Below are 25,671 nucleotides of genomic sequence, written 5' to 3'. Positions count from 1 at the left end.
CGGAACTCCAGAAAGTTGAGGGCGGGCCAACGCCCCGGTGTATCAAGGTCCGACAGGGGTGACGCAATGCCCCTCACCGCCGAGGTTGCCCGAATGCCAAAGCCTATCGCCTCCTCCCTGTCCCGCCCCGCGATGCTGTGCGCGGCCCTGGCCCTTGGCACGAGTTGCAAGAGCGTGGAGCCCCACACCACGCCCTCCGACGGCACCACCGCCCCGCCGGAAGTTTCCACCCAGGAGACCGTGACGGAGACGGAGACGGAGGCGGAGACGCCAACGCGGCGCGGCAACTCGCCCTGGCTGCGGGCTCGCGTGGGCGACCGCGTGGCGTATTCCTTCTCCGCCAACCGCAAGACCATGGGCCGGCAGCAGTCCGGCACCGTGCCCGAGGCCGCGGTGGCCGGCGTGGTGACGTTGGAGGTCGTCGCCGTGGAGCTGCCCTGGGTCTGGGTGACGCTCTACTTCACCGAGGATGGCGGCGCGCCGTCGCGGCAGCCGATGCTGGCGCGGCCGCTGGTGGTGCCCATGCGAGCGGATGAGTCGCGTGCGCTGGAGGTCCCCCGCGAGGGCAAGCAGAGCACCGAGCAGCTCACCGCCGCGGGCCGCCAGTGGGAGGCGAAGCGGTACCTCAATGACAAGCGGGCATTCGACGGCCCCCTGGAGAACCGCCTCTACGCGGCGACGCCGGGCCCGCTGTACCTCACCAATGGCCTGCTCGACGCGAGCATCACGCTGTCGGGCTTCGGGATGGGCGGCGGCTCACAGCTCACCCTGGTGGAGGCGCGCCAGGGACAGGAAGGTGGCACCGGCCTGCCTCCAGCGCTCGCCCGCCCTTGGGGCCCAGGCACCTGGTTCGACATGCGGATGGAGACGGAAGGCACCACGTCCGTGCTGCGCACCTGCCAGGCCGCGGAGCGAGGCTTCATCCTGCGTCAGCAGGTGACACCGCCCACGACAGGCGCGGCGTGCCCGGACTTCGCCCAGGCGGAAGCCGTGCCCCTGGAGGAGGCAGTGCTGGCGCGCATCTGGGAGTCCCTGGACGCACGCCAGTGGCCGCCGTCCCATGAAGGCCTCGCACCGGCGAAGCGAGAGACGGTGACGGTGGGCTCGCACCGCGTTCCGGCGCTCCAGTTCGAGACCGCGCAGCCCCAGGCGAACAACGTCCGCGTTCAGGCATACGCCGCCGACCCCTGGGAGGATGCGCTGGCGGGGCTGGCCCACGAGGCCCGCTTCCAGCCGCTGCTTGACCGCATCACGCCCAACGGTGGAGGCACGCAGCTCACGGACTGGGGCGTGTGGGTGCCGGGCGTCACACCGTAGGCGCCTTGTGTCCAGGCACGCGCGCACTCGTCGAACAGCGCGCGCGTGCTCAGGCTTCCTTTCGCGCCGGCCGATGACATGGCCCACCCGGTCGCGATGAGGGCCATCGATGCACGCGGCGCGAAAGCAGGCAGCGAGGAATCCGCCATCGCGCACGATACCAACGCCTGAGTGGCCCTCCTGAGCACTCCACGTGCAACTAGCCAGCGACGGAGACCTTCACGTCGATGTTGCCGCGCGTGGCCTTCGAGTACGGGCACACCTCGTGAGCCGCCGCCATCAGCTTCTGGGCCTCGTCATTGGGGATTCCCGGCAGGATTCCCTGGAGCTCCACCGCGAGCCCAAAGCCGCCGTCCGGCGTCTTGCCGATGGTGACGGTGGCGCGCACGCCCGCGTCGTTGCCCAGGTTCTTCCCCTGCATGCGCGCCACCAGCCGCAGCGCGCTCTCGAAGCAGGCGGAGTAGCCCGCCGCGAAGAGTTGCTCCGGGTTGGTGACGGCGCCGCCCGCGCCACCCAGCTCCTTGGGCATGGCCAGGGGCAGGTCCAGGACGCCGTCCTCCGACTTCACGCGGCCGTTGCGGCCACCGTGGGTGGTGGCGGAGGTGCTGTACAGCGGGCTGATAGCGACGGGAGCCATGGTGTTCTCCTTGAGCGTTACTTCGCGGAATCAACGTGGGACTGCGAAAGCACTTCGAAAAGACGTTGGACGTCGCGGCGCAGGCGGGTTGCTTCCTCCAGCGTCAGCCCCAACTTGCAGGCCATCGCCTCGGGAATGGACGTGGCCTTGCGGCGCAGGGCCCGCCCTTCGGATGTCAGGTAGATGCGCACCGAGCGCGCGTCCTCCGCGCTCCGCTCCCGCCGGACCAGGCCCTGGGACTCCATCCGCTTGAGCAGCGGCGTGAGCGTCCCCGAGTCCAGGTACAGCCGCTCCCCCATCCCCTTCACCGTCTCCCCGTCCGTCTCCCACAGCACCAGCAACACCAGGTACTGCGGGTACGTCAGGCCCAGCCGTGACAGCAGCGGCGCATACGCCTGCGTCATCGCCCGGGCCGCCGCGTAGAGCGGGAAGCAGATCTGCCGGTCCAGGCTGAGCGGGTCATCCATCGACATGGAAGATAAATAGGGCGCAATTAAATTGTGCGCAATCAAATCGGACACGAAAAAGCTCCCGGCGCCTGGGCACCGGGAGCTCTTCACTGCGTCATCTCAGGACCGGCTCAGCGCCCGGCGACCGTGGTGTCGTCCTCGAGCGTGGCCTTGGCGGCGGCGACAGCGGCCGCGATGTCCAGCTTGCCGCTGGTGCTCACCTTGCCCTTGAGGTCGGAGTCCACCTCCACCGTCTGGACCAGCAGGTCACGCACCTGCGCGGCCGTCAGGTTGGGGTTTTCGGCGAACATCAGCGCCGCGGCGCCCGCCACCGTCGGGGTGGCCATGGAGGTGCCGCTCATCTCCTCCCAGCCGCCGCCCGGGACGGTGCTCAGCACGTCCTCGCCCACCGCGGCCAGCTCCACGACCTTGTCCCCGTAGGAGGAGAAGTCCGCGAGCTTGTCGTTCTTCTTGTCCATGGACGCCACGGTGATGACGTTGGGCAGGTCGATGTTGGCGGGCATGTCCGCCACGTCGTTCAGGTTGCTGCCGTAGCCGTTCGCCGTGGCCGCGACCAGGAGGATGTCCGCGTCAGCCAGCTTCTGCACCGCGTCCGTCCAGCGCTTCACGGAGGCCGCGTCACGGTACTCGTTGCCGAAGCTCGCGTTGACGGCGCGGATGTTCACGCCGTGCTCGGTCTTCATCTTCACCATGTAGTCGACGCCGCGCTCGAAGTTCGTGAGCAGGTCCGCGCCGTTGTACAGGCCACCCAGGCTCATGATCTTCGCCTTGCCCGCGGCGACGCCGGTGTTGCCCTCGCCGTTGTCCTCAGCGGCGATGATGCCGGCCACGTGCGTGCCGTGGTCCGTGCCGCTGCCGCGCATCACGTCGCCGCTGTTGTAGCCGACGTTGTAGCCGTAGATGTCGTCCTTGACGCCGTTGCCGTCGTTGTCGATGCCGTCACCCGCGACCTCGTTCGGGTTGACCCACATCGCGTCATCCAGGTCGGAGTGCTTGAAGTCCACGCCGCCGTCGAACACGGCGATGACCGGCGGGCCGGAGAGCTGGGGCTTCGGCTCCTCGATGGGGCCCGTGCCCGTCGTCTGGCCGGCGGCGTCCAGGCTCCAGCTCTTCAGGGTGCCCGTGTCGCGGCGCGCCTTGTCCTCGACGGAGAGCGTCCAGGTGCCCTTGGTGGACTCGCCCTTGAAGGCGGCCAGGTCGAAGCTGCCCTTGATGTTGTCCGCGCTGCCGCCCTGGCGGTTGTGGAGGGTCTCCGTCTTGCCGGAGGGGCTGGTCAGCTTGACGACCAGGTCACCCTTGAAGGTGTGCGCCAGGTCCAGGTTCAGCTTCAGCGAGTCCAGCTTCACGTCCTGGTCGAAGGACACGGTGGACGTCGTCGTCTGGAGGTCGTTCACCTTCGCGTTGGGCGTGGCGGACGCCGCCAGCGTGACGGGCGCGCGGGCCGCGCTCGCCGCGAAGGGACGGACGGCGACGTGGCCGGAGCCGAAGGTGAAGGCCGAGGCCGGCAGCGCCGACGGGGTGCCCTGGGGCAGGCCCGTGGGGCGGTCCACGAAGTTGCCCTTCGGGCGGTCCACGAAGTTGGAGCCCCGCGCGCCACCCGTGGGCGCCGAGTCGAAGCCGTCCTTCGCCGTCTGGACCGGCGCCTTCTCCACGGGCCTGGCCGCAGCGGCCGGCTTGGCCGTGTCACCAGCGCGGGTGGACTGCGACACGGGCGACTTCGGCTTGCGAGAGATTTCCATGGTGGGGGTGCTCCGTGGGGGGCAGAAAAAAACGCCGATAAATGATTGTCGCATTGTGTCGGACAAAGTTTCCAGCGATCAGCCCGAGGCGGCGTCAGCGCCTCCCACCCCCGGCCGACATGCTACATGCCGCGGCGCGGCCCGGCGCCCCAGGGACGACGCCAGGAGAGAGGACGGGAGGTCAGGAATGCCAAGGACGGTCACCGCCACGCGCTACGTGACGCCACTGCGGGAGGGCGGCTCGCTGCCGGCCATCATCGAGGCGGACGACGCGGGGCTCTACGTCGTGAAGTTCCGGGGTGCCGGACAGGGCGCCAAGGCGCTCGTCGCCGAGCTCATCGCCGGGGAGCTGGCCCGGGAGCTGGGCCTGCGGGTGCCGGAGCTCGTCCTGGTGGAGCTGGACCCGGCCCTGGGACGCAACGAGCCGGACTCCGAGATTCGCGAGCTGCTCAAGGCCAGCGCGGGCCTCAACCTGGCGCTGGACTACCTTCCGGCGTCGGTGACGTTCGACCCGGTGGCGGACCCCGCGCCCACCGCGGCGGAGGCGTCCGGCATCGTCGCCTTCGACGCGTACATCACCAACGTGGACCGGACCCCACGCAACCCCAACATGCTGACCTGGCACCGGAAGCTGTGGCTCATCGACCACGGGGCCTCGCTGTACTTCCACCATTCGTGGGACGACTGGGAGGCGCGCAGCCAGGGCCGCTTCGCGCCCATCAAGGACCACGTGCTGCTGCCGTGGGCCACGGCGCTGACGGAGGCCGGCAAGCACCTGGGCGAGCGCATCACCCGGGAGGTGGTGGAGCGCATCGTCGGGGCCATTCCGGAGGCATGGCTCACGAGCACCGAGTCCCCCTTCCCCACCGCCGAGGCGCACCGCGCCGCCTACGCCACCTGGCTGCTGCGCCGGCTGGAAGCCGTGCCCGCGTTCATCGAGGAGGCGGACCGTGCCCGCGCCCAGCTCGTTTGATTACGCCATCATCCGCGTCGTCCCGCGCGTGGAGCGCGAGGAGTTCATCAACGCGGGCGTCGTCCTCTTCTGCGCCACCCAGCGCTTCCTGGGCGTGCGCGTAGAGCCGGATGAGGCGCGGCTGAAGGCGCTGTGGCCCGAGGTGGACGTGGACCTGGTGCGAGGCCACCTGGAGAGCTCCCGCCGCGTGTGCGAGGGCGGGAAGGGCTCGGGGCCCATTGGCCAGCTGTCCCAGAAGGAGCGCTGGCACTGGGTGGTGGCACCGCGCAGCACCATCATCCAGACGGGGCCGGTGCACTCTGGCCTGTGCAACGAGCCCCAGGCGGCGCTGGAGCACCTGCTGGACACCGTGGTGCGGATGAAGCGAGCTACTCCGTCACCCGGCGGCCGGTGAAGCGGACGGCGGAGGCGCAGCCGGAGGCTAGCGTGGAGCCGTTGACGGGGTCCCGCTCGACGTGCTCGTTGCGGACCCAGACGGTGCCCTGGATGGCGTCATCCAGGTCCTTGTTGTTGATGGCGATGCGGAAGGCGTGCTCGTTGCCCAAGGAGGACAGCTTGTGCTCCTCATCCAGGCGCGTCTGGATGTGGATGAACTGGTAGCCGCCGTCCGCGCCCACCGAGCCCATGAGGACGTCCGGCTCGCCGTCGCCGTTGATGACATAGGCGTTGTTCGGCGTCTGGAAGTCGATGTCGGGGACCTCGAGGTACATCGAGTCCAACTCCCCGCGGCGAATCGTCCAGCGCTGCTGCGCGTCCAGGCCGACCGCGGGGCCCTGGGCGGGTTCGACCAACTCGCTGCACTCCGTCGGCACCTGGGCAAGCGTCTCCGCGTCCAGGGTCACGTCGTAGGTGTACGTGTCGTCCTCGCCGCATCCCGTGAGCGCCATCACCACGGCGGCCATGGCGCCCCACTGGTCTCCACGCATCGGTCTCCGCTCCTTCCGTCACAGGGCTCGCGCCACGGCGACACGAGCGGAGCAGCCTACTCCTTCACGCGCTTGCCCGTGAAAGGGATGGTCGCGACGCATTCCGCCTCATCCCAATCGGCTGCCGGAGGCGCGACCAGGTGCTCACTTCGGAACCACAGATGGCCTTGGATGGTGTCGTCCAGGTGCTTGCTCGTGATGACGATGCTGAACGCCTGGTTGGCCCCCCACTCAAACCCGAAGTTCGTCACTTTGGTTTGCACGAACTGAAAACCACCGTCCGCGCCGACTGAGCCGTGGAAGATGTCCGGCTCGTCGTCCGCGTCCACGCTGTACCCAGAGATACCCGGAGCCCGAATGTTGAGATCGGGCATCTCAAGCGTCATCGAATCCATCTCCCCGCGCTGAAGGCGCCACTGTTGCTGGGCCTCGATTCCAGTCGCCGGGCCTTCTCCTTCAAAGTTCTTTTTGAGCTGGCCCGAGCACTCGTTCGGGACGTTGCTCAGGGCCGCCGCATCCAGCGTCACGTCATACACATACGTGTCGTCCTCGCCGCACCCGATGAGCCCCATCATGGATGCGATTGCCACACCAGACGCGTATCCCCGCATGAACAGCCCTCCTTCGGTTACACCGCTGATGACCCGTCACCGGTCGCCGGGCGCCGTCCCCCCCCCGTGAGCCCGGAACCCTCAGCAGAAAACCACAGGGTGGCTGGAACCCAGATTCAGTCGTTGCCTGGTGAAGAGCATCTTGGCGCGGTGTCCTCGTCTCCCCGCACGAACAGTACGGCCGGGCAGGCAGGCCCGAGGAGTGTCAGGTGCCTGACGCCATCGCAAGCCGGAGCGCCTGGTGGTTAGTAGTTTCCTCCCGAGGCCCACCGGAGGGGGCCAGCGCGCTGCCCATGAGCCCATCCCCGCTGCGAATCGTCACCTACAACGTCCGCTACTTCGGCCACATGCTCCGCGGCCTGGCGAGCACCGTGGGCCCCAAGCGGCGCGTCGCCGCGGCGTTGGCGTCGCTGGACCCGCTGCCGGATGTCGTCTGCCTGCAGGAGGTGGAGACGTCCTCGCTGCGCAGCAACATCGCCGACCGGCCCAAGCAGCCGGGCGAGACGCAGCTCACCGCCTTCATGGGCCGGATGGTGGAGACGTTCGACAGGCTGGGCCGGGAGATGCCCTACGAGGCCTTCTATTTCCGCGCCCACCACTACAAACTCGGCGAGGTGTCCCTCTACACCACCGGGCTGGCGGTGCTGGTGAACACGCGCAAGCTGGAGGTGGCCACGCACAACGTGGGCGCGCCCCAGGCCATCACCCACCACCACGTCCAACGGCTCAAGGACCGGAAGCAGAGCCGCATCTGCGCGCACATGCGCCTGCTGCGCCGCGAGGACAGGCACCCCTTCCACATCTTCAACACCCACCTCAGCCTGCCCACGCCCTTCGCGCGTGAGTTCTGGGCCACGCGCGACAAGATGGGCTGCGGCGTCAACCAACTCCACGAGGCCCGCAAGCTGACGGAGTTCATGCAAGGGCTCACCGGTGACGAGCCCTACATCGTGTGCGGAGACTTCAACTCGCCGCCCGCGTCGCCCGTGTACCGCTTCCTCACCACCGATGGCCGGCTCACCTGCGCGCAGGCCGCCGTGGGGCAGATTGACCCGAACGTGTCGCGCGGCTTCCCCACCGCCGGCTTCATGCACGTGCGGATGCACCTGGACCATGTGTTCTCCGGCGCGGGCGTGCGCTGGCTCGACACGCAGGAGACGTCGCCTTTCGGGGACCTCCGCAGCCGCTTCCACGGGCTGTCCGACCACATGCCCATCGTCGCGCGCTTCGCCCTGGAGAGCGGCAAGACGCTCATCACGCCTCCGCCGGCGTCGCTGCTGCTGTAGCCACGCGGGCTCACGTCCCTCCGGACAGCGCTCGCGCCACCTCTTCCCACGCGTCCAGAATCTCCCGCGTGCGCAGCTCGGCGAGCGCGTGGAACTCCGGCGCCAGGTGGGCCACCTTGTCCGGGTGGTACTGCACCACCAGCGCCCGGAAGGCCTTGCGCGCCTCATCCAGGGGCGTCCCGGGCGCGATGCCCAGCACCGTCCACGGGTCCTTCCTCGGCGGCTCGGGCGGAGGCACGCGCGTGCCACGGGGCGGCGTGGCCTCATCGTCCCAGACGGTCCGCTCCCGCGTGCCCGTGGCGCGGGCGTTCGTGCCACCGCTCGCGGGCCGCGGGGGTGAGCGGGGCGCGGGCTCCGCGCGGCGACGTCCTGGCCGTTGGGCCGGGTCCGGCGGGGGCACGCGAGGGGTGAGCTTGCTCAGGGCTTCTTGCAGGAACCAGAGCTCCTCGAACGGCGTGCCCTGCTTGCGCACCACCGCCGCTGGACGGCCGTCCCGCAGCAGCAGGTAGCCCGTGGCCGCCGCGTAGGCGTCATCCCGGCTGCCGGGGTGGAGCCGGTCGCCCAGGTCTCCCAGCGGGTCTCTCCACATGCCATCCGTGGTGCCCTCGTCGGCCACCAGCACCTGTGACAACACGGCGCCGTGGAGCCGCTCCAGTGTGGCGAAGGGCTCGCGCGTCTCCGGAGGACGCATGGCCGCGCCGTGCCGGACCCCTGTCACCAGCAACAACCCCCGGGTCGAATCCACCCGGGCGAAGAGCTGCTCACGCACCTGTCTGTCGGAGAAGAATAGGACCCACTGCACGGTGGTCAGAGACTACCCGGTCGACGCCGTTCCGCGTGTGTTCAGGTGAATGCCATGAACGCCCCAGTGGGGAGGAGCGCGACCCTGGCGTCATCTTCATGACTTCGTCGATACACGACGCTCATCGGCCCCTGGGTGCACTCCTCCTCGACGGTGACGCGAGCTTGCGAAAGAGTCCTAAGTGCCCATGCGCTGCTGCCACCGTCACGCCTCCGAGTCCATCCCCTCCGGCCCCCGCCCCTTCTCCCTTCCTGGCGCCACCGAGCACTATGCCGCCGAGCGGCCAGTTCGCGCCGAGCACGTCCGCATCGAGGTCGACCTCGATTTCGACACCCACCGCATCAACGGCCTGTGCACCACGCGCGTCTCCGCCGTCCGTCCCGTCCACACCGTCACCTTCGATGCGGTGGACCTCGACGTGTCGGACGTCCAGGTCGACGGCCGCGCCGCGCGCTTCTCCAACTCCGGCGCTCATGTCCGCGTGGAGCTGTCAGCGCCGCTCGCCGCCGGACAGGCCCTCGAGGTGGCCATCCGCTACACGGCCCGGCCTCGCCGTGGCCTCTACTTCTGGGCTCCCGACGCCGCCTATCCCCACCGTCCGCGTCAGGCCTGGACACAGGGCCAGGACATCGACGCGCGTGCCTGGTTCCCCTGCCTGGACACGCCCGCCCAGAAGGCCACGTCCGAGGTCATCGCCACCTTCCCCGAGGCGATGACGTCCCTGTCCAACGGCACACTGGAAAGCGACCGCGTCCACGACGGGCGCCGCACCCAGCACTACCGGATGGCGCAGCCGCACGCGCCGTACCTCGTCACGCTCGTGGTGGGTGAATTTGAAGAGGCCACCGACACGGCTGGCACGGTGCCCCTGCGCTACCTCTTCCCCAAGGGCCTCAAGGAGGACGCACTGCGCTGCGTGCGCCGCACGCCGGAAATGGTGCGCGTCTTCCAGGAAGTCACTGGCGAGCCCTACCCCTGGAGCAGCTACGCCCAGGTCTTCGTCACCGAGTTCATCCTGGGCGGCATGGAGAACACCTCCGCCACCAGCCTCACCGACGCCGTCCTCCACGACGCGCGCGCCCAGCCGGACTACAACGCCGAGCCGCTCGTCTCGCACGAGCTGGCCCACCAGTGGTTCGGGGACCTGCTCACCTGCCGAGACTGGCCCCACGGCTGGCTCAACGAGGGCTTCGCCACCTGGTTCGAGATGCTCTGGAAGGAGCGCGCCGACGGGCAGGACGAGGCCGACCAGCACCGGCTCGTGGACCTGGAGGCCTACCTGGGCGAGGCGCGTGAGCGCTACGCCCGCCCCATTGTCGCGCGGCGCTTCCACGCGCCCATGGATGTCTTCGACCGGCACCTCTACGAGAAGGGCGGCCTGGTCCTCCACGAGCTGCGCCGCCGGCTGGGCGATGACCTGTTCTTCAAGGGCCTGCGTCACTACGTCGCGCGGCACCGCCACGGCTCCGTGGAGACGGTGGACCTGGCCCGCGCGTTCGAGGATGCCACGGGCCACAACCTGGACGCCTTCTTCGACCAGTACGTCTTCGCGCCCGGCCACCCCGAGCTGAAGGTCGACGTCCGCTACGACGCCGAGGAAGCGCGGCTGCGCCTCCAGGTGCGCCAGACGCAGTCCACGGCAGACGGCGTGCCCCTCTTCCGGCTGCCGCTGGACGTGGCGCTCACCGTGGACGGCCGCGACACCGTCCACCGGCTGGAGGTGACGGACGCGGAGCACGCGTTCCACCTGCCCTGCCCCAGCGCGCCCTCGCAGGTGCGGGTGGACCCTCGGCGCGGGGTGCTCGGCACGCTGACGGTGGACAAGTCCGCGGGCCTTTGGATGGAGGAGCTGCGCGCCGCGCCGGAGATGCGCGCGCGCACCGAAGCCGCCGTGGCCCTGGGACGCGACGGCAGCCCCCGCGCCGTGGACGCGCTGGGCACGGCGCTAACGGACGCGCGCTTGTTCTGGGGCACTCGCGCCGCGTGCGCGAAGTCCCTGGGCCGCATCCGTACCCCCGAGGCCCGCGTGCGCCTGCTGGCCGCGCTGTCCACCGAACACCCCCGTGTGCGCCGCGCCGTGGTGGCTTCGCTGGGCGAGTTCCGCCGCGACGCGGAGGTGGCAGCGCGCCTGCGCGCCCTGGTGAACGGCGGTGACGCCAGCTACTTCGTGGAGGCGGAGGCCGCCCGCAGCTATGGCCGCGTGCGCGCGCCGGACGCGTTGGGCGTCCTGGAGGCCGCGAGCACCCGGCCCTCGTACCAGGACGTCATCGCCGTGGGCGCGGTGGATGGGCTCGCCGAGTCTCAGGACCCCGCCGCCTTCTCGGTGGTGCTGGCGCGCACCGCCTATGGCCACGCGGCTCCGCTGCGCCGCGCCGCCACGCTCGCGGTGGCGAAGCTGGCGGAGGTCGCGGGTCGCAAGCGCGAGGCCGTGGACCTGCTCGCAGAGCTGCTCCGCGACCCGCTCTTCCGCGTGCGCATGGGCGTCTTCGAGGCGGCGCGCACCCTGGGGGATTCACGCCTGTTGCCCGCGCTGGAGCAGACGCCACTGCTGGATGCCGTCGCCCGGCGCGCGGCGCGCGAGACGGTGCGCTTCCTGCGCGAAGGTGAACCGCAGGCCCGCGAGGTGGCATCGCTGCGCGAAGAGGTGGACCGCCTCAAGGAGGAGACGCGGGCCTTGCGCGAGCGGCTGGAAGGGCTCGCGCTGAAGCCCCCCGAACCGCCGCGTCCACCGCGCGGGGGCGCGAAGCCCGTTACACGCAAGGCGAGTGGCCGGACACGCAAGGCCACGCGTCGCTAGACAGGGGCCCGCCCGCTCGCCTGCCCGTCGAACCTGGCGTCCGCACGCCGACCATCGACGTGGGAGACGCGGGCTGTGCCTCCAATGCCTACTTGTATGGAAAGGGACACGCCCTCCGCATTTCGCGTCGAGGCGTTTCGAGCTCCCATGTCCCGGGACGCTGGCAACGACGGCCAGCGGATTTCCGAGGAGAGCATGGCCTCATGCATCGACGAGCTCAGCGCGTGGCTGGATGCCGCCGTGGACCCTTTCGTGGCCTGCGACGCCGGTGAGAACGTCTGCTTCCTCAACGCCGCGGCAGAGCGCCTGCTGGGATGGACGCAGGCAGAGCTCATCGGCCAGCCGGCGTCCCGGCTCTTTCCCCAGCGGCTGCACCGCCATGAAGGCGAGAGCCTGCTGCGCCACCTGCTCTCCCGGCGGACCACGCTCGGGGGGCGCGCGACCCGGGTGCTCGCGCGTCGCAAGGACGGCGCTGAAATCATGGTGGAGCTGACGGTGGGCGCCTCCGGCAAGGGCCACGATGAGCGCATCGTCCTCAACTTCCGCCGCCTGCACGAGGTCGTCGACATCCTGGCAGAGCCCGTGGAGCGCGCGCTGCACGGACGCGAGTCGGAGAGCGTTCCTGGCGACGCGCTCTTCCGCATCGTCGTGGAGCACGCGCCCCTGGGCATCATCTACTTCGACCGGAGCGCCATCGTCATCGCGTGCAACGAGCTGTTCGTGAGCATCATCGGCTCGCCCAAGCGCTTGTTGGTGGGCCTCAACCTCCTGTCGCTCCGGGATGAGGGCATCCTCCACTGCGTCCGGGAGACGCTGGCGGGACATACCTGCGACTACGAAGGTGAGTACCGCGCCATCACCTCCGGCAAGAAGACGCCGGTCCACATCCGCTTCGCCCCCTACATCAACGCGGCCGGAAAGGTGGAGGGCGGCATTGGCATCGTCGAGGACATCTCCGAGCGCCGCCGCGCGGAGAGCGAGCGCGAGCGCCTGTACCGTGAAGCCCAGGAGGCCATCCGCGTGCGCGACGACTTCCTGTCCATCGCCTCGCACGAGCTCAAGACACCCCTCACCCCGCTGAGCCTCCGGCTGGCCACGCTGGAGCGCCGGCTGGCGCGTGGCGAGCTCGTGGAGTCCTCCACCTTGCGTCAGGCGCGCCTGTACCTTTTGCGCATCACCAGCCTCATCAACGACTTGCTGGATTCCTCACGCATCGAGGCAGGACGACTGGCCCTTCACCGGGAGGCCACCCGGCTGGAAGGACTGGTGGAGCACGTCCTCCACGAGCTCGAGCCCCAGCGCGGCAACCACACCGTGCGGTTCGACGCGCCCGAGCAGCCCGTGCAGGTGAACGTGGACCCCTTCCGGATGGAGCAGGTGCTCGCCAATCTGGTGGAGAACGCGTTCAAGTACAGCCCGAATGGAGGCACCGTGCGCGTGAGCTTGCGCCAGCGCGGCGGGCTGGCGCTCCTGTCTGTCTCCGACGAAGGCATCGGCATCCCTCCGGACCAGCAGAAGCTGCTCTTCGACCGGTACTTCCGGGCGCGCAACGCCTCTGCCCATTCCTTCGGTGGACTGGGGCTGGGGCTCTACATCAGCCGGGACATCGTCGAGCGCCACGGCGGGCGCATCTGGGTGGAGAGCGAGCCAGGCCATGGCTCCACCTTCCACGTCGCCCTGCCGTTGATGGCGGGCGCTCCCGCGCAGCCGAACGTCGAGGAACCCGGACAGCTCATCCACTGAAACTCCGCCACCCCGCCTTCCGCAAAAATGACAGGTGTGGGTGTCTTCCATTGGCCAAGAGGCCGGGGGAAGCGCCTGGATTCGCACGCTTCCAGCGCTGGCATGGCGGCTGCTCTATCGAAAGGCGGAGGATGCACTTCGAGGGAGGATGACCATGACGACCGACACGCCTGCTTGGACTCGTGACAATGAAGGCTGGCTCGTCCGCGTGAAGGTGGGCGGACGCATCCAGGAGGTGCGCTGCACCACGGAGAGCCAGGCCCGCTACTTCGCCACCGTGCTTGCGATGAACCCGCCCCAGCCGTCGAAGCTGCGCAACTAGGGCGGGAGGTGGCTCAGGGGTTGAGGCGGACGATTTCGGCGTTGAGCACGTTGGCGAAGCCCACCCAGCCCAGGTACGGCACCACCATCCAGGCCGCGGGGCGGTCCACGTCCTTGGTGACGGCGACATACGCCGTCACGCTGCCCAGCAGCGCCAGGTTGTCCGCCAGGGCGCGGCGAGGCTGGTGTCTGCCGAAGAAGAGCCAGGACCAGGCGGCGTTGCATCCCATCTGGATGCCCCACCAGGCCAGGGCCTGGGAGCGGGCCGCGCCCGCGGGCGCCGTCCATACACGCCAACCCGAAAGCGCGATGAGGCCATACAGCACCGTCCACACCGGGCCGAAGACCTTCGGTGGCGGCTGGAACGAGGGCTTGCGCAGACGCCGGTACCAGCGCGTGTCCGCCGAGCTGACGCGAGCGCCCAGGGCCGCCGCGCCAAACGTCAGGGCGCCGAAGACACCCAGCGCCACCACGGACTCCTTGCGCAGCGTGGGGTTGAGCGCCGTGCGCCGCACCGGGTCAGGCATGTTTCGTGTCGTCGGCTCCAGCGTCCAGTCCATCCGCGTCCTCCCTTGGCGGAGCACCCGCCAGTGTCGGGTGGAAGGTGGTACCGGAGCCTCCCAGCCGCCACCCCGGCTGGCGCCGGTGTACAAGGTGGCTTCCCCTCGTTGACGAAGAGGCGTCTCATGGTGAGCGCAGAGGAAATCCTGGGCTTCTGGTTCGGGCAGCCACGCGAGCGGTGGTTCCTGCGGGACGAAGCCTTCGATGATGAATGCCGGCGCCGCTTCCTGCCCGCCGTCGAGCGCGCCGCCGAGGGCGAGCTGGACGACTGGCGGGACGAGCCTCGCAGCTGCGTGGCCCTGCTCCTGCTGTTGGACCAGTTCCCGCGCAATCTCTTCCGCGGCACGCCCCAGGCTTTCGCCGCGGACGCGCGGGCGCGCGAGGTGGCCCGGCACGGATTGGCGCGCGGCCTGGACATGACCCTGCCGCCGCTGTGGCGGTGGTTCATGTACCTGCCCTTCGAGCACAGCGAGTCCGTCAACGACCAGCGGCTGTCAGTGGCCCTCTTCGAGGTGCTCGCGCTGTATCACGCGGACAGCCGGGAAGCGCTCGACTACGCCCGGCAACACCGGGACGTCATCCAGCGCTTCGGCCGCTTCCCGCATCGCAACGTGACGCTGGGCCGCCCGACGACTCCGGAGGAATCCGTCTTCCTCCAGGAGCCGGGCTCGGCGTTCTGAGCGTTACACCCGCGGCTGCGTGCCCGCGCGCTCCTCGCGGGCAGGCGCCCCGCGCGCCTCCACGCTCACGCCCGCGGCCAGCCAGCCACGCACCCAGAGGAGGTGCTGCCCTTCCGAATCCAGCGCGAGTTGGAAGCGGTCCGCCAGCGTGTCATGGCCCAGGTCGCGGGCCAGCTCGATGAGCATCTCCCAGCAGGCGTTGTCCGTCAGCTCCGCCACCAGCAGCGCTTCCAATGACTGGCGCAGGTTGGCTCGCGGGTCCGAGATGAGCAGTGGGAGCCCCTGGGACACCACCGCCGTGACGTCCGCGCTGGGCGTCATCGCCGTGGGGTCGGCGCCCAGTGACTTCAGGGCCTCGGTGAGCATGAGGAAGTGGGACAGCTCGTCGTTGTAGATTTTCTCCAGGCCCTCACGCGTGGGCCCACCTTCCCAGCTGCCGTAGACGTCGAACTTGGCGAGCGCGCCCTCGTAGAGCCGGGTGCCGCTGCGCTCGAAGGCCAGCCGTTCTCCCAACTTGTCGATGAAGACGGTGGGCTTGGAGCCCTTGAGCGCCTCCACCGCCGTCTTCGCCACGCCCTTGAGGCTGGTCGGCGGCGGCACGCTGCCCAGGCCTTCGGATTCCCGCGCGTAGATTTTCCGGACCTGGAGGAGGAGCGAGCCGTCTCCGAGGTGGCTGGGCTGATGCTTCTGCGCTTCCTGGGTGATGTCCGCGCTGTCGATGGGCGAGGTGGCCACGCCCGTCCGGTTGCGCCCCATGTCGCTGGTGGTCGTCTTCATGTCAGTGAACCTTCTTTCCCTCGAACGTGGAGCCCATGCGCGGCGTGCGCGAGGCGAGCTCCGTGCCCGGAATCCATTTGTAGCCAGCGGCCACTGTCTCGGACGGGGAGCCGTCGGAGTTGAGCTGGTCGCGCCAGATGTACGAGCGGTGGTCGCGCGGCAGGTCCGCCATCCGCACGTAGTCCTGTCCGTTGGAGGCCATGTCCTCCTCTTGATTCAGTGTCTTGCGAACGAAGTCGCGGTGTTCCTTGAAGCCGATGGGCTCCGGCAGCGTGCTGGGGAGCACCTCCGCCGCGTCACGCCTCTCCACGTTCTGGAAGATTTCCTTCACGTAGTGGAGCTGTCCCAGCTCGTAGTCCAGGAAGCGCTGCCAGATCTCCTTGATGCGCGGGTTCTTCTCGAAGGCCACGCACGAGTAGAAGTTGTAGACCTCGCAGGCCTCGTGCATCAGCCACTTCTCCAGCATGGATTCGCCCGGGTCCAGCAGCGACTCGTACATGGAGGTGTGCTGCTCCTCGATGGAGGCAATCTCCGCGTAGAGCTGGCGGGCCACCGGGTCACTGAAGAACGGGCCAACCGTCATGTAGTAGTCGTGCGTCTGGTTCTCCGCCGCGGTGATGCTCATCGCGTGAAGCTTCGTCAGCGGGTGCGCCGTGCGCTTGTCGTAGGGACGGCGCAGGTCATCCAGCGGATGGCGATGCTCCACGGAGGTAGGCCGTCCAGGGATGATGTCCGTGTACGACTGGGTGATGTTGTTGGGGTCCTTGCCCTCGATGCGGTCATAGAGCGCGGAATAGCGATACAGGTGGTCGAAATCCTCGAGCAGACCGAACCGGTACGTCTGGGCCAGGTAGGGGTCCGGCTCGCGCAGGGCCACGCTGGCCGTCACCTCGATGGCCACCTGCTCAAATCCCAGGGTGGTCTCCAGCGGTGTCTGGTCGGGAGGGTTGAGCCAGTTGATGAGCGTCTGCTCGTACTGCTCCAACCGGCGAATCAACGCCAGCGGCTCCCTCAGCTCTCGATTCATGCGCGCGAAGGCATGCTTGGTCCGGAGCGCGTCCGCCATGATGCCGTTCATGTAGATGACACACACCCGGGTGAAGGCGTCGTCATCCAGCTTGCTGTAGGGGCGCCGGACCAGGTCCTTCCAGGTGAAGACCTGCTTGTCGAGCGGGACGCCTTTTTCTTGGAGGATATCCAGGGCCACGTCTGACTCCTTGAATGCGAAAATCTGTGTCGAACTGAGTGCAAAGGTCCGGACGGCACCGACATGTGGCAAACGGTCCACGGGTTTCCGGAAGAGTGACGTCAGAGGCTCCAGTGGCCCGCCTGGATGCCTGCTTGGGCACCCTCTGAAATCTCGGGTTTCTCCGTGACTACACGGCCGGCACACCCAGTCATGCGAGGTGACTGCCCACGCACCTGCCGCTGGGGTAGTGTCCACTCCAGCACGCTTCGCAAGAGGGGGACGGGGACGTGGCAGGCGAGCGCTGGAAAACGGTCCGTTCACGGTGGCAGAACCACTGGCGGCTGATGCTGGGCGTGGCGGTGCTGGCCACCACGCTGGCCGCCGTCTGCCTTCACTTCGACGCGAAGCTGGGCGGCCTGCTGGAGGAAGCGGAGCGCTCCGCGTACGACACCGTCGTCACGCGCTTCACCGAGCGGCGCGCGGTGTCATCCCAGGTGGTGCTGGTCACCATCGACCAGCCGAGCCTGGAGCGCATCCGCGCCAACGAACAGTACGCGCTCAACTTCGGAAGCTGGCCCTACAGCCGCAACCTCTGGGCGCGCGTGGTGGAACAGCTGGAAGCCGAGGGTGCTCGGGCCATCGTGTTCGACGCCGTCATGGACGAGCGCGGCACCGACGAGTCCATGGACCTGGCCTTCGCGCAGGTGCTCCAGGAGACGACCATCCCCTTCTACCTGGGGGTCTCCACCCACGCGAACGCGCCACGGCTGCCCCCCGCTGACTTCGGCGCGGCGGTGGTGGTGGACGGCCCCTCTCAGGAGGAGGACACCTTCCCGGAGGAAGCCGGCGCGGAGACGTTCGAGGACGGCGCCCCGGAGGCCGCTCTTCCCTCGGCTTCTCCCGAGCAGCTTGCCCGGGCCATCGCGTTTCCGGTGCGCGCGAACGGCCGGATGCTGCCCGTGCTGGATTACGCGACGTCCTCGGGGGAGCGGCTTCCCAGCCACCCGGTGCCGCCCATTCCCGTGCTGGTGGGGGCGGTGGATGGCTTCGGGCTGGTGGAGCCGGAGTCGGACGCCGACGGCTTCATGCGCCGCACGCGCTTCGTCTATTCGGATGGTCCCAATGCCTTCGCGACGCTGCCGGTGCGCGTGGCCGCGGGCCTGCTGGGCGCCAGCGCCATCGAGTTCTCCGGGCGCACGCTGCGCCTGGGCTCGCGCAGCTACGCCGTGGATGCGGATGGCAGCGCGGGCATCGACTTCGGCGGGCAGCTGCATGACCGCTTCACGAGCGTTCCGCTCATCTCCGTACTCGACGCGTGGGTGCACCGGGGCCAGGGCCAACCCACGGGGCTGCCGCCGGACGTCTTCCGCGGCAAGGTGGTCGTCATTGGCGGCAACGCGGTGGGCCTCAACGACGTCAAGGCCACGTCCTTCTCGTCGCACGAGCCCGGCGTGGTGAAACAGGCGGCGGTGCTGGACACGCTCCTGGGCAACGGCCGCTTCATCACCCGCGCGCCGCTGGGGGTGAGTCTGGCGCTCGTCTTCGCGGTGGCCTTCGTGTCGGTGGTGCTGCTGATGACGGCGCGCTGGACGCCGCTGGAGATTGCGTGGCCGCTGGGGCTCTACGCCGGCATGAGCTGGGTGACGGGCCCCGCCCTTGGACTGACGAACACCTACGTGCTCACCGCCCTGCCCGCGATGGCGGGCGTGCTGGCCAGCGTCAGCGCGGTGGCCTTCAACCACCTGGTGGCCAACGAGGAGACGGCTTTCATCCGGCAGGCCTTCAGCCGCTTCATGGAGCCCAAGCTGGTGGAGCAGATGATTGCCCAGCGCGAGCTGCCTCGGCTGGATGGAGAGAATGTCGAAATCACCGCCTTCTTCAGCGACATCCGGGGCTTCTCCACCTTCAGCGAGCGCTTCAAGGATGACCCGCGCAACCTGGTGCGCCTGCTCAATACGTATCTGACCCGGGTGAGCGCGGCGCTGCTGAAGGAAGGTGGGTGCCTGGACAAGTACATCGGTGACGCCGTGGTGTGTCTCTTCGGCGCGCCGATGCGACAGGCCGACCACGCGCTGCGCGGCTGCAAGGGCGCGCTCGCGGCGAAGGCGGCGGTGGATCGGCTGCGCGACGAGTTCCGCGCCCAGGGGCTGCCGGACATGTACACACGCATCGGCGTGAACACCGCGGTCAATTTCGTGGGCAATTTCGGCAGCGAGCAGCTCTTCAGCTACACCGCGATTGGCGACGGGATGAACCTGGCCGCGCGGCTGGAGGGCGCGAACAAGGCCTATGGCTCCGTCATCATGATTGGCCCGCGCACGTACGAACTGGCGCGCGAGCACATCGAGGTGCGGGAGCTGGACCGGGTGCGCGTGGCGGGCAAGACGGAGGCCGTCACCGTGTACGAATTGCTCGCGCTCAAGGGCGGGCTGGACGCGCGCAAGCGGGAGACGGTGGCGCGCTATCACGCGGCGCTGACGCTCTACCGCGCGGCGCGGTTCGAGGAAGCAGCAGCGGTGCTGGAAGCGCGCCGCGCGGAGGACCCGGAGGACGGGCCCACTCAGGCGTTGCTGGAGCGCTGTCAGCGATATGTGAACGCGCCGCCGCCGGACTTCGACGGCGTGGCGAACCTGGACAAGTGAGCGGTGCGGAAAGGAGTCGGGGAGACATGGGGATGAAGACGCGGGTGACGTGGACCACCGCCCTGCTGGCGCTGGCGATTCCAACAGGGGCGTCGGCCGTGAAGGTCGGCGAGCCGCTGTACGTGAAGGCGAAGAACACACGTGTGCAGGCGAGCCCGTCCGGTTCGGACAACGCCGTGGCGGTGCTCCAGCCCGGAGAGCAGGTGACGTGGGGCGGCGCGGATGCGAAGCACAAGCAGTGGCACCGGGTGACCACGGCCACCGGGAAGAAGGGCTTCGTGTTCCAGACGAACCTGTCCACCACGCCGCCCAACATGGAGCTGGTGACGGACGGCGGAGGCAAGCAGCAGGTGGACCCGAAGAAGTTCGTCGCCAGTGGCGCCGCGGTGAAGGCGCTCAGCCCCGGCGCGGAGCAGTACGGCAAGGACAAGGGCGGCGACCACGGCAAGGCCGTGCGGGACATCAAGGCGCTGGAGACGCTGGCGAAGTCCGTCTCCACGGCGGACATCGCCGCGCACGTGACGGCGGCGGGGCTCTTCCCGGTGGTGGGCGCCAGCGACACGGTCGCGAAGGCCGGGACGAACAAGCGGAGCGGCAACCGATGATGCGAACGGGCTGGAAGGTGCTCGCGCTGGTGGGCCTGGGCGCGGTGACGGCGTCCTGCAAGGGCTTCAATGCGTCCTCGCTCACCCGGGGTGAGAACATCCTGGGGAAGCTGAGCGCCGCGTCCGAGGAAGCCAAGACGTGCAAGAAGCTGCGCGCCGCCCCCAGCGTGCAGGAGGAGTACGCCCTGGGCGGAGCGCTGGCCATCAACTTCGTGCGACGGGGTGACGGGCTGCTGCTGGACGGCCCCAACGACGCGCTCCACCGCTACGTCAACGTCGTGGGGAAGAACCTGGCGGCGCAATCCGCGCGGCCCACGCTCGAGTGGACCTTCGGCGTGCTCCAGGACACGTCCCAGTTCAACGCGATGTCCGCGCCCGGTGGCTACGTCTTCGTCACCCGGAAGCTGCTCCAGGGACTGGAGAACGAAGGCCAGCTGGCCGGCGTGCTGGCGCACGAAATCGCCCACGTCACGCTCAAGCACGCCATCCACCAGTACGGCGACGCGAAAGTGAAGACGTGCGAGCTGGTCACCTACGGCGAGGCCGTGCTCTCCCCCACCGCGGTGAAGGTGCTCTCCGCGGGCCGCCATGGCGACGGGACGTTGGACCTGGACAAGGACCCGGGCCTGTTGGGCCACCTGAGCGAGAAGACCATCGACCTCATCGACAAGGGCAACGCCAAGGAGCAGGAGCTGGAGGCGGACCGGATCGCCGTCGAGCTGATGCTCTCCGCGGGCTACACGCCGGATGACTACCTCGCCCTGCTGGCCAAAACGAAGGACGGAGGCAGCACCTTCGCCAACCACCCGGGAAAGGACGAGCGCCGGCGCAACATCCTCGCGCACGTCCAGGCGCTGAAACAGCCGGCTGGCGCCTTCAGTGGACTGGCCACCGAAGGGCTCCGCTCGCCGCCGCTCAGCCCCGCCTTCGCCGCCGTGCGCGCTGGGAACAACGCACGCGGCGTGGCGAAGGACGGGAAGTAGCCGGGAGGCTTCAGCGCACCGTGGCCTGACTCAGGGCCCGGTGCACCGACTCCAGGGCCTTGCGCGCCTCGAGCAGCTCGGCGCGCTCGGCGGTGAGCGAGGCCACCTGCTGGGCCAGCACGTCACGCTCCCCTTGGAGCGCTTCCACCGTGCGGTGCAGCGACGTGGACTCGTCCTTGGCGGACTCCAACTCACCGGCGAGCCGCTCCTCCTCGGCCAGGCTGTCCACCAGGGACTGCTTGCCGCGGGCGACCTCTTCTTCCAGGGCCTCGCGCTCCTTGGCAGCGGCCTGGAGCGCCTGCCGCGTCTCCTGGAGCGACAGCAGCGCCTCGTCGCGCTCGCCCTCCAGCGCGGACAGCTCGCGCTCCAGGTCGGCCAGCAGCTTCACCCGGCCCTCCATCTCCGAGGACAGGCGGCGCGCCTCGTCCATGCGCAGGCGGGCCTCTTCCGTGGCCTTCTCCGCCTGACGGCGCGACACCTCCAGGTCCTGCGTGAGGGAGAGGTTGAGCGCCTTCACCTTCACCAGCTCCGCCTGGAGGTGGGTGATGCGCTCAACGGCGCGCTGACCCGCCTCCGCAACGGTGGCGGGCAACGGCTCCGGGCGCGGATTCTCCCGCACCGCCTTGAGCCGGGCCTTCAGTCGCTCACGGCGGGCCGAGGAGTCCTGCCCGTCCTCGCGCGGCGGGGCCGGCCGCTGCACCTCCACCTCGGTGGGCGGCGCTTCGACACGGGCCACCGGCTCCGCGACGGTGGCGGTGACGTGCGGCATGGACACGGGAGCCGAGGCCTGCGTCATGGGGTGCGCCTCCGGAGGAGGACTGACGGCGTCGAAGTGCAGCGCCGGAGGCGGCGCGGCGAAGGTGACGGGCCCGGCGGACGGCTCGGTGTCGAGCAGCGCTTCGGCCTCCGGCGGGGCCCCGTACGTCACGGGCACATCGGCGACCGCTTCGGGCTCCGGCGGGGGCTCCTCGTAGACGGGCGCCTCGTCCTGCTCGGGCGCGGCGTAGGCGACGGTGTCCTGCTCGAGTTCAGGCTCGCGCAGGGCGGCGTCCATGGCCTGGGCGGCGCTGGGGCGCGGGGTGCGGGCGCGCTCGATGCGGGCGCGCACCTCGGCGGAGAGGTCGGGGGCCTCGGCGACGGGCGCGGGTGCCGCTTCGGCCTCGGGCTCGGGAGGCGTGGGCTCGACGGGGTCGACGAGGCCCGTCAGCGCGCCCAGGCGGAGGCGCGGCTTGGCGCGGGACACGTTCTGTTCAAAGGCTTTCTTCATGGTTCTCAGCCGGCCTGCTGGGTGCCCTTCGTCTGGGCGGCGGCTGCCGCGGCCACCAGCCGGGGCAGGATGTTGTCAATCATGGCCTGGATGTCGTTGGCCCCCTTGGACGAGGGGTCCGCGACGAACACCGGCCGACCCTCGCTGGAGGCCTGCGCGAACTTGGTGCACTGCCGGATGATGGTGGGCAGCAGGAACTCCGGATAGTGCGTCTGGAGCGCCTCCAGCGCCTCCTTCGCCAGCTTGAAGGTGGCGTTGAAGGAGTTGACCACGATGAAGACGTGGTCGAGCACGTGGTTCAGGTCCTCCTCCAGGCTCTGCACCGTTTCGAACAGCAGCTTGAGGCCGTGGAAGGACAGGAAGTCCGCGAGCACGGGGACGAACAAGTCGTTCGCCGCCATCAGCGCGTTGAGGTTGAGCAGGCCGAAGGACGGCGGCGCATCGAAGACGACGACGTCGTACTGGGCCTCCACGTCCTTGAGGGCGTTGCGCAGCTTGAACTCGCGGCCAGCCATGGGCATCAGCGCGAGGTCCACCGTGGACATGGTCAGGTTGGAAGGGACGAAGTCCAGGTTGGGCAGCGAGGACTTCTGGATGACCTTGGCCAGGGGGGTCTTGCGGACGAGGACGTCCAGGAGCGTCTTCTCGAAGTCCTCGCCTTCGTAGCCCAGGCACTTGGTGGCATGGCCCTGACTGTCGAGGTCGATGAGGAGCACCGCGTAGCCCAGCTCCGCCAGGCGCCAGGCGTAGGACGTGGACAGCGACGTCTTGCCAGTGCCGCCCTTGAAGTTCAGGAAGAGCTGGCGGCGGTGGCCCAGCCGCGCCGGGAAACGGTCGAGCGTGGTGCGCAGTTCCCAGATGTCGTCCGGCGTGTAGGCGTCCTTCCGCGATTCCTCCGGAATCTGCTTCGGGGACACGCCGAGCATCTCGGCGACCTGCTTGGAGCTGTACGTCGGCGCTTCCATGGACGACCCTTCGAAAGACGTGCGGGACGGCTACCTTGCCTCAAGCGGCGAAGTATTTGTGCCCCCTTCGAATCACCGCTCCCCGGGCGGACAACAGGGTGAGCGCCTCCTGGGCAAGCTCCGAGGGCGCCGAGAGCGCGACCGCCAGCTCGACGAGCGAGCGGCCTCGGACGGCGACGCGGACTTCGGCCAGCATCTGCGTGCAGAGGGCTTCCACCGGCGACGCACTGGGGCGCGCGGGGGCCGGGCGGGATGGCTCCGCGGCGGCAGCGGGAACACGCGGCGCGGGGGCGGCCTGCCCGGGCACCGCGCCCATGGCCACCAAGGCTGCTTGGACAGGGGACAGGCGAGCGGCTGGGGCGCGCGGAGCCTGCGCGAGACTGGAATTGCTTGGGGTGGCCTGCGGAGCTGGCGCGGGCGGACGCTGCACGGGGGCGGCGGTCTGTTGCGTGGGCGGACGCTGCACCGGAGTGGTGGCCTGCGGAGCTGGCGTGGGCGGATGCGGTACGGGAGCGGCCTGCTGCGAGGAGGGACGCTGCACCGGTGTAGTGACCGGCGAACCTGACGCGGGCGGACGCTGTACAGAGGCGGCAGCCTGTTGCGCGGGTGGATGCTGTGCGGAGGCGGCAGCCTGCGGAGCCGACGCGGGCGGACGCTGCACCGGAGTGGCGGCCTGCGGAGTCGGCACGGAAGAACGCTGCGCGGGGGATGCGGTCTGCGGAGTCGGCGCGGGCGTCGGAGCCACCGGGCTCACTCGCACCTGCGCAAGTCCCGCCGGAGCGGTACCTGCTCCCTGCGCGAGCCCGACCGTAACCGCCTGCCGATTCGCGGCCCCCAAGGCGGCGACCGCGTAGGCGGGCTGCTCGACCGCCGCCACCGGCGCCTGAACCACCGCGGCAACAGCCACTGCCGGCGCGACCGCCTGCACCGAAGCCACCACCGGACGAGGCTGCTCCAGCCGCGCCCGCACGGGCTTCACGGGCAACGTCGCCAGCCGGCGAATCTCCCGGCGGCGGTGCGTCTCGTCCAGGTCCACCACCGACGACACGTCCTGCCCCAGGATGCGCGACAGACTCTGCGCGGCGGCCTTGCGAACGCGCTGCTCACGGTCACCCAAGGCGCCCAGCAGCAGCGTGCGCGCGTTCTCCCCAGCGCCAGCTCCGAGCGCCAGCGCGGCCAGCGCGCGCGCCTCCGGATCCGCGTCGTGGATGGCCTCCTCGCCCAGCCGCCGCGCCGTCTCCCCTTCCAGGCCCAGCGCCAGCAGCGACGCGCGGCGGCGCACCGAACGGTCCGGGTCCTTCATCGCCTGCGCCAGATGCGGCGCCGCGTCCTTCGGCGCCAGCGTCAGGAGCGCCTTGAGCGCCGCGATGCGCACCTCCGGCACCGGCGACGCGAGCAGCGGCGACACCACCGACGCGCCCTCTTCCTGGCACAGCGACGCGAACGCCTGGAGCAGCGCCACCTGCGCCGTCGGATCCGTCTCAGCATGCAGCGCCGACGCCAGCGCGGGCGCGGCGGCCGGCTGTGACAGCGCCTTCAATCGCTCCGCGGCACGCACTCGGGCCGCGCCATCCTGCGCGGACAACTCGCGGACGGAGAACCCGAACAACGTCTCATCCGTCGTCCCACCGAAACCCGCGTGCGAGGACAGCTCCGCGTGCTGCGCCGCGCTCACGCCCAACCGTCCCGCCTGCAGGAAGCGCTGCGCCTCACGCGCCACAGGAGACAGGCCGTCGCCCTCGATGACAACGGCCACGGGCGGCTCGCTCACCGGCGCCGGCGTCACGGGAACACTGGCCGCCGTCTCACGCAGCGGCACCGAAGAGCGCCGCGTGGGGACCACCAGCCCGCGGGCCACCGGCCCCGCCTCACCGCGCAGCAGCACCTCGCTGCGAAGCTGGGAGATGAACGACGCCAGGTCGAGCCCCAGGTCATCGTCCTCGTCGTCGCGCTCCTGGGCGGTGGCGCGGATGCGCCCCACGTCCAGCAGCTTGTCCATCATCTGGTTCCGCTCGCCGCGCAGGGCCTGGTTGAGCCGGGCCAGCTCCTCGCGTTCGGCCTGGAGCCGACCCACGCGGACCTCCAACTCGGCGACTTCACGGCGCAGGCCCAGCTCGCGCTGATGCGTCTCCGCTACCTCGCGCTTGAGGTGCTCCATCTCATCGCGCGTCGAAGCCAGCTCGCTGTGGAGCTGTTGGGCACGCGCCTCGAAGTAGACGATCTTTTCGAGTGCGCTCTTGAGCAGCGCGTCCGGACGCTCGTCGCTCACGACCTCAACAGCCTCCCCGCGAGGCACGCGGCGCGGCCTGCGGATCCGAGTCACCGGGGGTTTGCACCGGATTCCCGGTACCTACCGGGGGGCCCACCCTACGTCAGACGT

At 69.6% G+C, this 25,671-nt stretch carries 23 protein-coding genes; 11 read left to right on the top strand and 12 right to left on the bottom strand.

The annotated features are described in order from the left end of the window. Window positions 1-93: 93 nt before the first annotated feature. The gene (locus OZ403_RS03350) at window positions 94-1,317 is read left to right on the top strand and encodes a DUF6068 family protein (protein ID WP_268783454.1); all 1,224 of its coding nucleotides are present in this window, start codon (window positions 94-96) and stop codon (window positions 1,315-1,317) included. A 199-nt stretch (window positions 1,318-1,516) separates the two neighbouring features. Here OZ403_RS03350 and OZ403_RS03345 read toward each other — a convergent pair whose 3' ends face one another. The 3 genes from OZ403_RS03345 to OZ403_RS03335 form a co-directional block, all read right to left on the bottom strand. After that, entirely contained in the window at window positions 1,517-1,954 is a 438-nt protein-coding gene (locus OZ403_RS03345; RefSeq protein WP_140787159.1) for an organic hydroperoxide resistance protein, read from the bottom strand. Between the two features lie 17 nt (window positions 1,955-1,971). Continuing rightward, entirely contained in the window at window positions 1,972-2,427 is a 456-nt protein-coding gene (locus OZ403_RS03340) for a MarR family winged helix-turn-helix transcriptional regulator (RefSeq protein WP_171452291.1), read from the bottom strand. A 107-nt stretch (window positions 2,428-2,534) separates the two neighbouring features. Beyond that, window positions 2,535-4,163, bottom strand: coding sequence for a S8 family serine peptidase (locus tag OZ403_RS03335; RefSeq protein WP_140797142.1), 1,629 nt, complete (start codon window positions 4,161-4,163; stop codon window positions 2,535-2,537). Window positions 4,164-4,350: 187 nt separating this feature from the next. Between OZ403_RS03335 and OZ403_RS03330 the strand changes: the two genes are divergently transcribed. Continuing rightward, complete coding sequence (locus tag OZ403_RS03330) at window positions 4,351-5,136, top strand: HipA family kinase (RefSeq protein ID WP_140873153.1); 786 nt, start codon at window positions 4,351-4,353, stop codon at window positions 5,134-5,136. Then, complete coding sequence (locus OZ403_RS03325) at window positions 5,114-5,530, top strand: DUF3037 domain-containing protein (RefSeq protein WP_268783453.1); 417 nt, start codon at window positions 5,114-5,116, stop codon at window positions 5,528-5,530. The genes OZ403_RS03330 and OZ403_RS03325 overlap by 23 nt, the downstream gene beginning before the upstream one ends. Here the strand turns inward: OZ403_RS03325 and OZ403_RS03320 are convergent. Next, entirely contained in the window at window positions 5,505-6,062 is a 558-nt protein-coding gene (locus OZ403_RS03320; protein WP_268783452.1) for a hypothetical protein, read from the bottom strand. The two genes, OZ403_RS03325 and OZ403_RS03320, sit on opposite strands and share 26 nt — an antisense overlap. Before the next feature lie 56 nt (window positions 6,063-6,118). After that, window positions 6,119-6,673 (bottom strand): hypothetical protein, encoded by a 555-nt coding sequence (locus OZ403_RS03315; RefSeq protein ID WP_268783451.1) that lies wholly within the window; start codon window positions 6,671-6,673, stop codon window positions 6,119-6,121. Between the two features lie 293 nt (window positions 6,674-6,966). Here OZ403_RS03315 and OZ403_RS03310 point away from each other — a divergent pair, with 293 nt between their 5' ends. After that, entirely contained in the window at window positions 6,967-7,959 is a 993-nt protein-coding gene (locus OZ403_RS03310) for an endonuclease/exonuclease/phosphatase family protein (protein WP_268783450.1), read from the top strand. Between the two features lie 10 nt (window positions 7,960-7,969). Here OZ403_RS03310 and OZ403_RS03305 read toward each other — a convergent pair whose 3' ends face one another. Further along, window positions 7,970-8,761, bottom strand: coding sequence for a J domain-containing protein (locus OZ403_RS03305; RefSeq protein ID WP_268783449.1), 792 nt, complete (start codon window positions 8,759-8,761; stop codon window positions 7,970-7,972). Window positions 8,762-8,948: 187 nt separating this feature from the next. Between OZ403_RS03305 and OZ403_RS03300 the strand changes: the two genes are divergently transcribed. The 3 genes from OZ403_RS03300 (at window position 8,949) to OZ403_RS03290 (ending at window position 13,623) form a co-directional block, all read left to right on the top strand. After that, on the top strand, window positions 8,949-11,558 hold the full coding sequence (locus tag OZ403_RS03300; protein WP_268783448.1) for a M1 family aminopeptidase: 2,610 nt from the start codon (window positions 8,949-8,951) through the stop codon (window positions 11,556-11,558). A gap of 147 nt (window positions 11,559-11,705) precedes the next feature. Next, window positions 11,706-13,301: a sensor histidine kinase gene (locus tag OZ403_RS03295; protein ID WP_140787138.1), complete on the top strand. Its 1,596-nt coding sequence runs from the start codon at window positions 11,706-11,708 to the stop codon at window positions 13,299-13,301. A gap of 154 nt (window positions 13,302-13,455) precedes the next feature. Beyond that, a complete protein-coding gene (locus OZ403_RS03290; protein ID WP_162520980.1) occupies window positions 13,456-13,623 on the top strand; it encodes a hypothetical protein in 168 nt (55 codons plus the stop codon). A 13-nt stretch (window positions 13,624-13,636) separates the two neighbouring features. Here OZ403_RS03290 and OZ403_RS03285 read toward each other — a convergent pair whose 3' ends face one another. Then, entirely contained in the window at window positions 13,637-14,149 is a 513-nt protein-coding gene (locus OZ403_RS03285; protein ID WP_237080170.1) for a TspO/MBR family protein, read from the bottom strand. 159 nt (window positions 14,150-14,308) lie between these two features. Here OZ403_RS03285 and OZ403_RS03280 point away from each other — a divergent pair, with 159 nt between their 5' ends. Further along, on the top strand, window positions 14,309-14,863 hold the full coding sequence (locus OZ403_RS03280; protein ID WP_140797133.1) for a DUF924 family protein: 555 nt from the start codon (window positions 14,309-14,311) through the stop codon (window positions 14,861-14,863). Window positions 14,864-14,866: 3 nt separating this feature from the next. Here the strand turns inward: OZ403_RS03280 and OZ403_RS03275 are convergent, their stop codons facing one another. Next, entirely contained in the window at window positions 14,867-15,640 is a 774-nt protein-coding gene (locus tag OZ403_RS03275) for a ferritin-like domain-containing protein (protein ID WP_140797132.1), read from the bottom strand. Window position 15,641: 1 nt separating this feature from the next. Continuing rightward, window positions 15,642-16,847 (bottom strand): hypothetical protein, encoded by a 1,206-nt coding sequence (locus OZ403_RS03270; protein WP_140787130.1) that lies wholly within the window; start codon window positions 16,845-16,847, stop codon window positions 15,642-15,644. Between the two features lie 269 nt (window positions 16,848-17,116). Between OZ403_RS03270 and OZ403_RS03265 the strand changes: the two genes are divergently transcribed. The 3 genes from OZ403_RS03265 to OZ403_RS03255 are packed head-to-tail and all read left to right on the top strand — an operon-like array spanning window position 17,117 to window position 21,059. Next, entirely contained in the window at window positions 17,117-19,471 is a 2,355-nt protein-coding gene (locus OZ403_RS03265; RefSeq protein WP_268783447.1) for a CHASE2 domain-containing protein, read from the top strand. Between the two features lie 26 nt (window positions 19,472-19,497). Then, window positions 19,498-20,076 (top strand): SH3 domain-containing protein, encoded by a 579-nt coding sequence (locus OZ403_RS03260; RefSeq protein WP_174258630.1) that lies wholly within the window; start codon window positions 19,498-19,500, stop codon window positions 20,074-20,076. Beyond that, on the top strand, window positions 20,073-21,059 hold the full coding sequence (locus OZ403_RS03255; RefSeq protein WP_140787124.1) for a M48 family metalloprotease: 987 nt from the start codon (window positions 20,073-20,075) through the stop codon (window positions 21,057-21,059). Before OZ403_RS03260 ends, OZ403_RS03255 begins: the two co-directional genes overlap by 4 nt. Before the next feature lie 10 nt (window positions 21,060-21,069). Here OZ403_RS03255 and OZ403_RS03250 read toward each other — a convergent pair whose 3' ends face one another. The 3 genes from OZ403_RS03250 to OZ403_RS03240 are packed head-to-tail and all read right to left on the bottom strand — an operon-like array spanning window position 21,070 to window position 25,560. Then, the gene (locus tag OZ403_RS03250; RefSeq protein WP_140787122.1) at window positions 21,070-22,326 is read right to left on the bottom strand and encodes an extensin-like protein; all 1,257 of its coding nucleotides are present in this window, start codon (window positions 22,324-22,326) and stop codon (window positions 21,070-21,072) included. A 5-nt stretch (window positions 22,327-22,331) separates the two neighbouring features. Further along, a complete protein-coding gene (locus tag OZ403_RS03245; protein ID WP_140787120.1) occupies window positions 22,332-23,291 on the bottom strand; it encodes a ParA family protein in 960 nt (319 codons plus the stop codon). Between the two features lie 40 nt (window positions 23,292-23,331). Further along, window positions 23,332-25,560 carry a HEAT repeat domain-containing protein gene (locus tag OZ403_RS03240; protein ID WP_268783446.1) on the bottom strand — a complete coding sequence of 743 codons (2,229 nt, stop codon included), beginning with the start codon at window positions 25,558-25,560 and terminating at the stop codon, window positions 23,332-23,334. Between the last annotated feature and the right edge of the window lie 111 nt (window positions 25,561-25,671).

This window comes from Myxococcus sp. NMCA1 (assembly GCF_026810205.1).
Lineage (GTDB): Bacteria > Myxococcota > Myxococcia > Myxococcales > Myxococcaceae > Myxococcus > Myxococcus xanthus_A.
Note: the sequence above shows the minus strand (reverse complement) of the source record. Positions and strands in the feature narration are given on the sequence as shown.

Coding starts and splice junctions, on each gene's coding strand:
- OZ403_RS03250 (WP_140787122.1), bottom strand. CDS start 22,326: ATGAAGAAAGCCTTTGAACAGAACGTGTCCCGCGCCAAGCCGCGCCTC.
- OZ403_RS03340 (WP_171452291.1), bottom strand. CDS start 2,427: ATGTCGATGGATGACCCGCTCAGCCTGGACCGGCAGATCTGCTTCCCG.
- OZ403_RS03315 (WP_268783451.1), bottom strand. CDS start 6,673: ATGCGGGGATACGCGTCTGGTGTGGCAATCGCATCCATGATGGGGCTC.
- OZ403_RS03330 (WP_140873153.1), top strand. CDS start 4,351: ATGCCAAGGACGGTCACCGCCACGCGCTACGTGACGCCACTGCGGGAG.
- OZ403_RS03335 (WP_140797142.1), bottom strand. CDS start 4,163: ATGGAAATCTCTCGCAAGCCGAAGTCGCCCGTGTCGCAGTCCACCCGC.
- OZ403_RS03345 (WP_140787159.1), bottom strand. CDS start 1,954: ATGGCTCCCGTCGCTATCAGCCCGCTGTACAGCACCTCCGCCACCACC.
- OZ403_RS03295 (WP_140787138.1), top strand. CDS start 11,706: ATGTCCCGGGACGCTGGCAACGACGGCCAGCGGATTTCCGAGGAGAGC.
- OZ403_RS03300 (WP_268783448.1), top strand. CDS start 8,949: ATGCGCTGCTGCCACCGTCACGCCTCCGAGTCCATCCCCTCCGGCCCC.
- OZ403_RS03320 (WP_268783452.1), bottom strand. CDS start 6,062: ATGCGTGGAGACCAGTGGGGCGCCATGGCCGCCGTGGTGATGGCGCTC.
- OZ403_RS03290 (WP_162520980.1), top strand. CDS start 13,456: ATGACGACCGACACGCCTGCTTGGACTCGTGACAATGAAGGCTGGCTC.
- OZ403_RS03350 (WP_268783454.1), top strand. CDS start 94: ATGCCAAAGCCTATCGCCTCCTCCCTGTCCCGCCCCGCGATGCTGTGC.
- OZ403_RS03245 (WP_140787120.1), bottom strand. CDS start 23,291: ATGGAAGCGCCGACGTACAGCTCCAAGCAGGTCGCCGAGATGCTCGGC.
- OZ403_RS03310 (WP_268783450.1), top strand. CDS start 6,967: ATGAGCCCATCCCCGCTGCGAATCGTCACCTACAACGTCCGCTACTTC.
- OZ403_RS03285 (WP_237080170.1), bottom strand. CDS start 14,149: ATGCCTGACCCGGTGCGGCGCACGGCGCTCAACCCCACGCTGCGCAAG.
- OZ403_RS03280 (WP_140797133.1), top strand. CDS start 14,309: ATGGTGAGCGCAGAGGAAATCCTGGGCTTCTGGTTCGGGCAGCCACGC.
- OZ403_RS03260 (WP_174258630.1), top strand. CDS start 19,498: ATGGGGATGAAGACGCGGGTGACGTGGACCACCGCCCTGCTGGCGCTG.
- OZ403_RS03255 (WP_140787124.1), top strand. CDS start 20,073: ATGATGCGAACGGGCTGGAAGGTGCTCGCGCTGGTGGGCCTGGGCGCG.
- OZ403_RS03275 (WP_140797132.1), bottom strand. CDS start 15,640: ATGAAGACGACCACCAGCGACATGGGGCGCAACCGGACGGGCGTGGCC.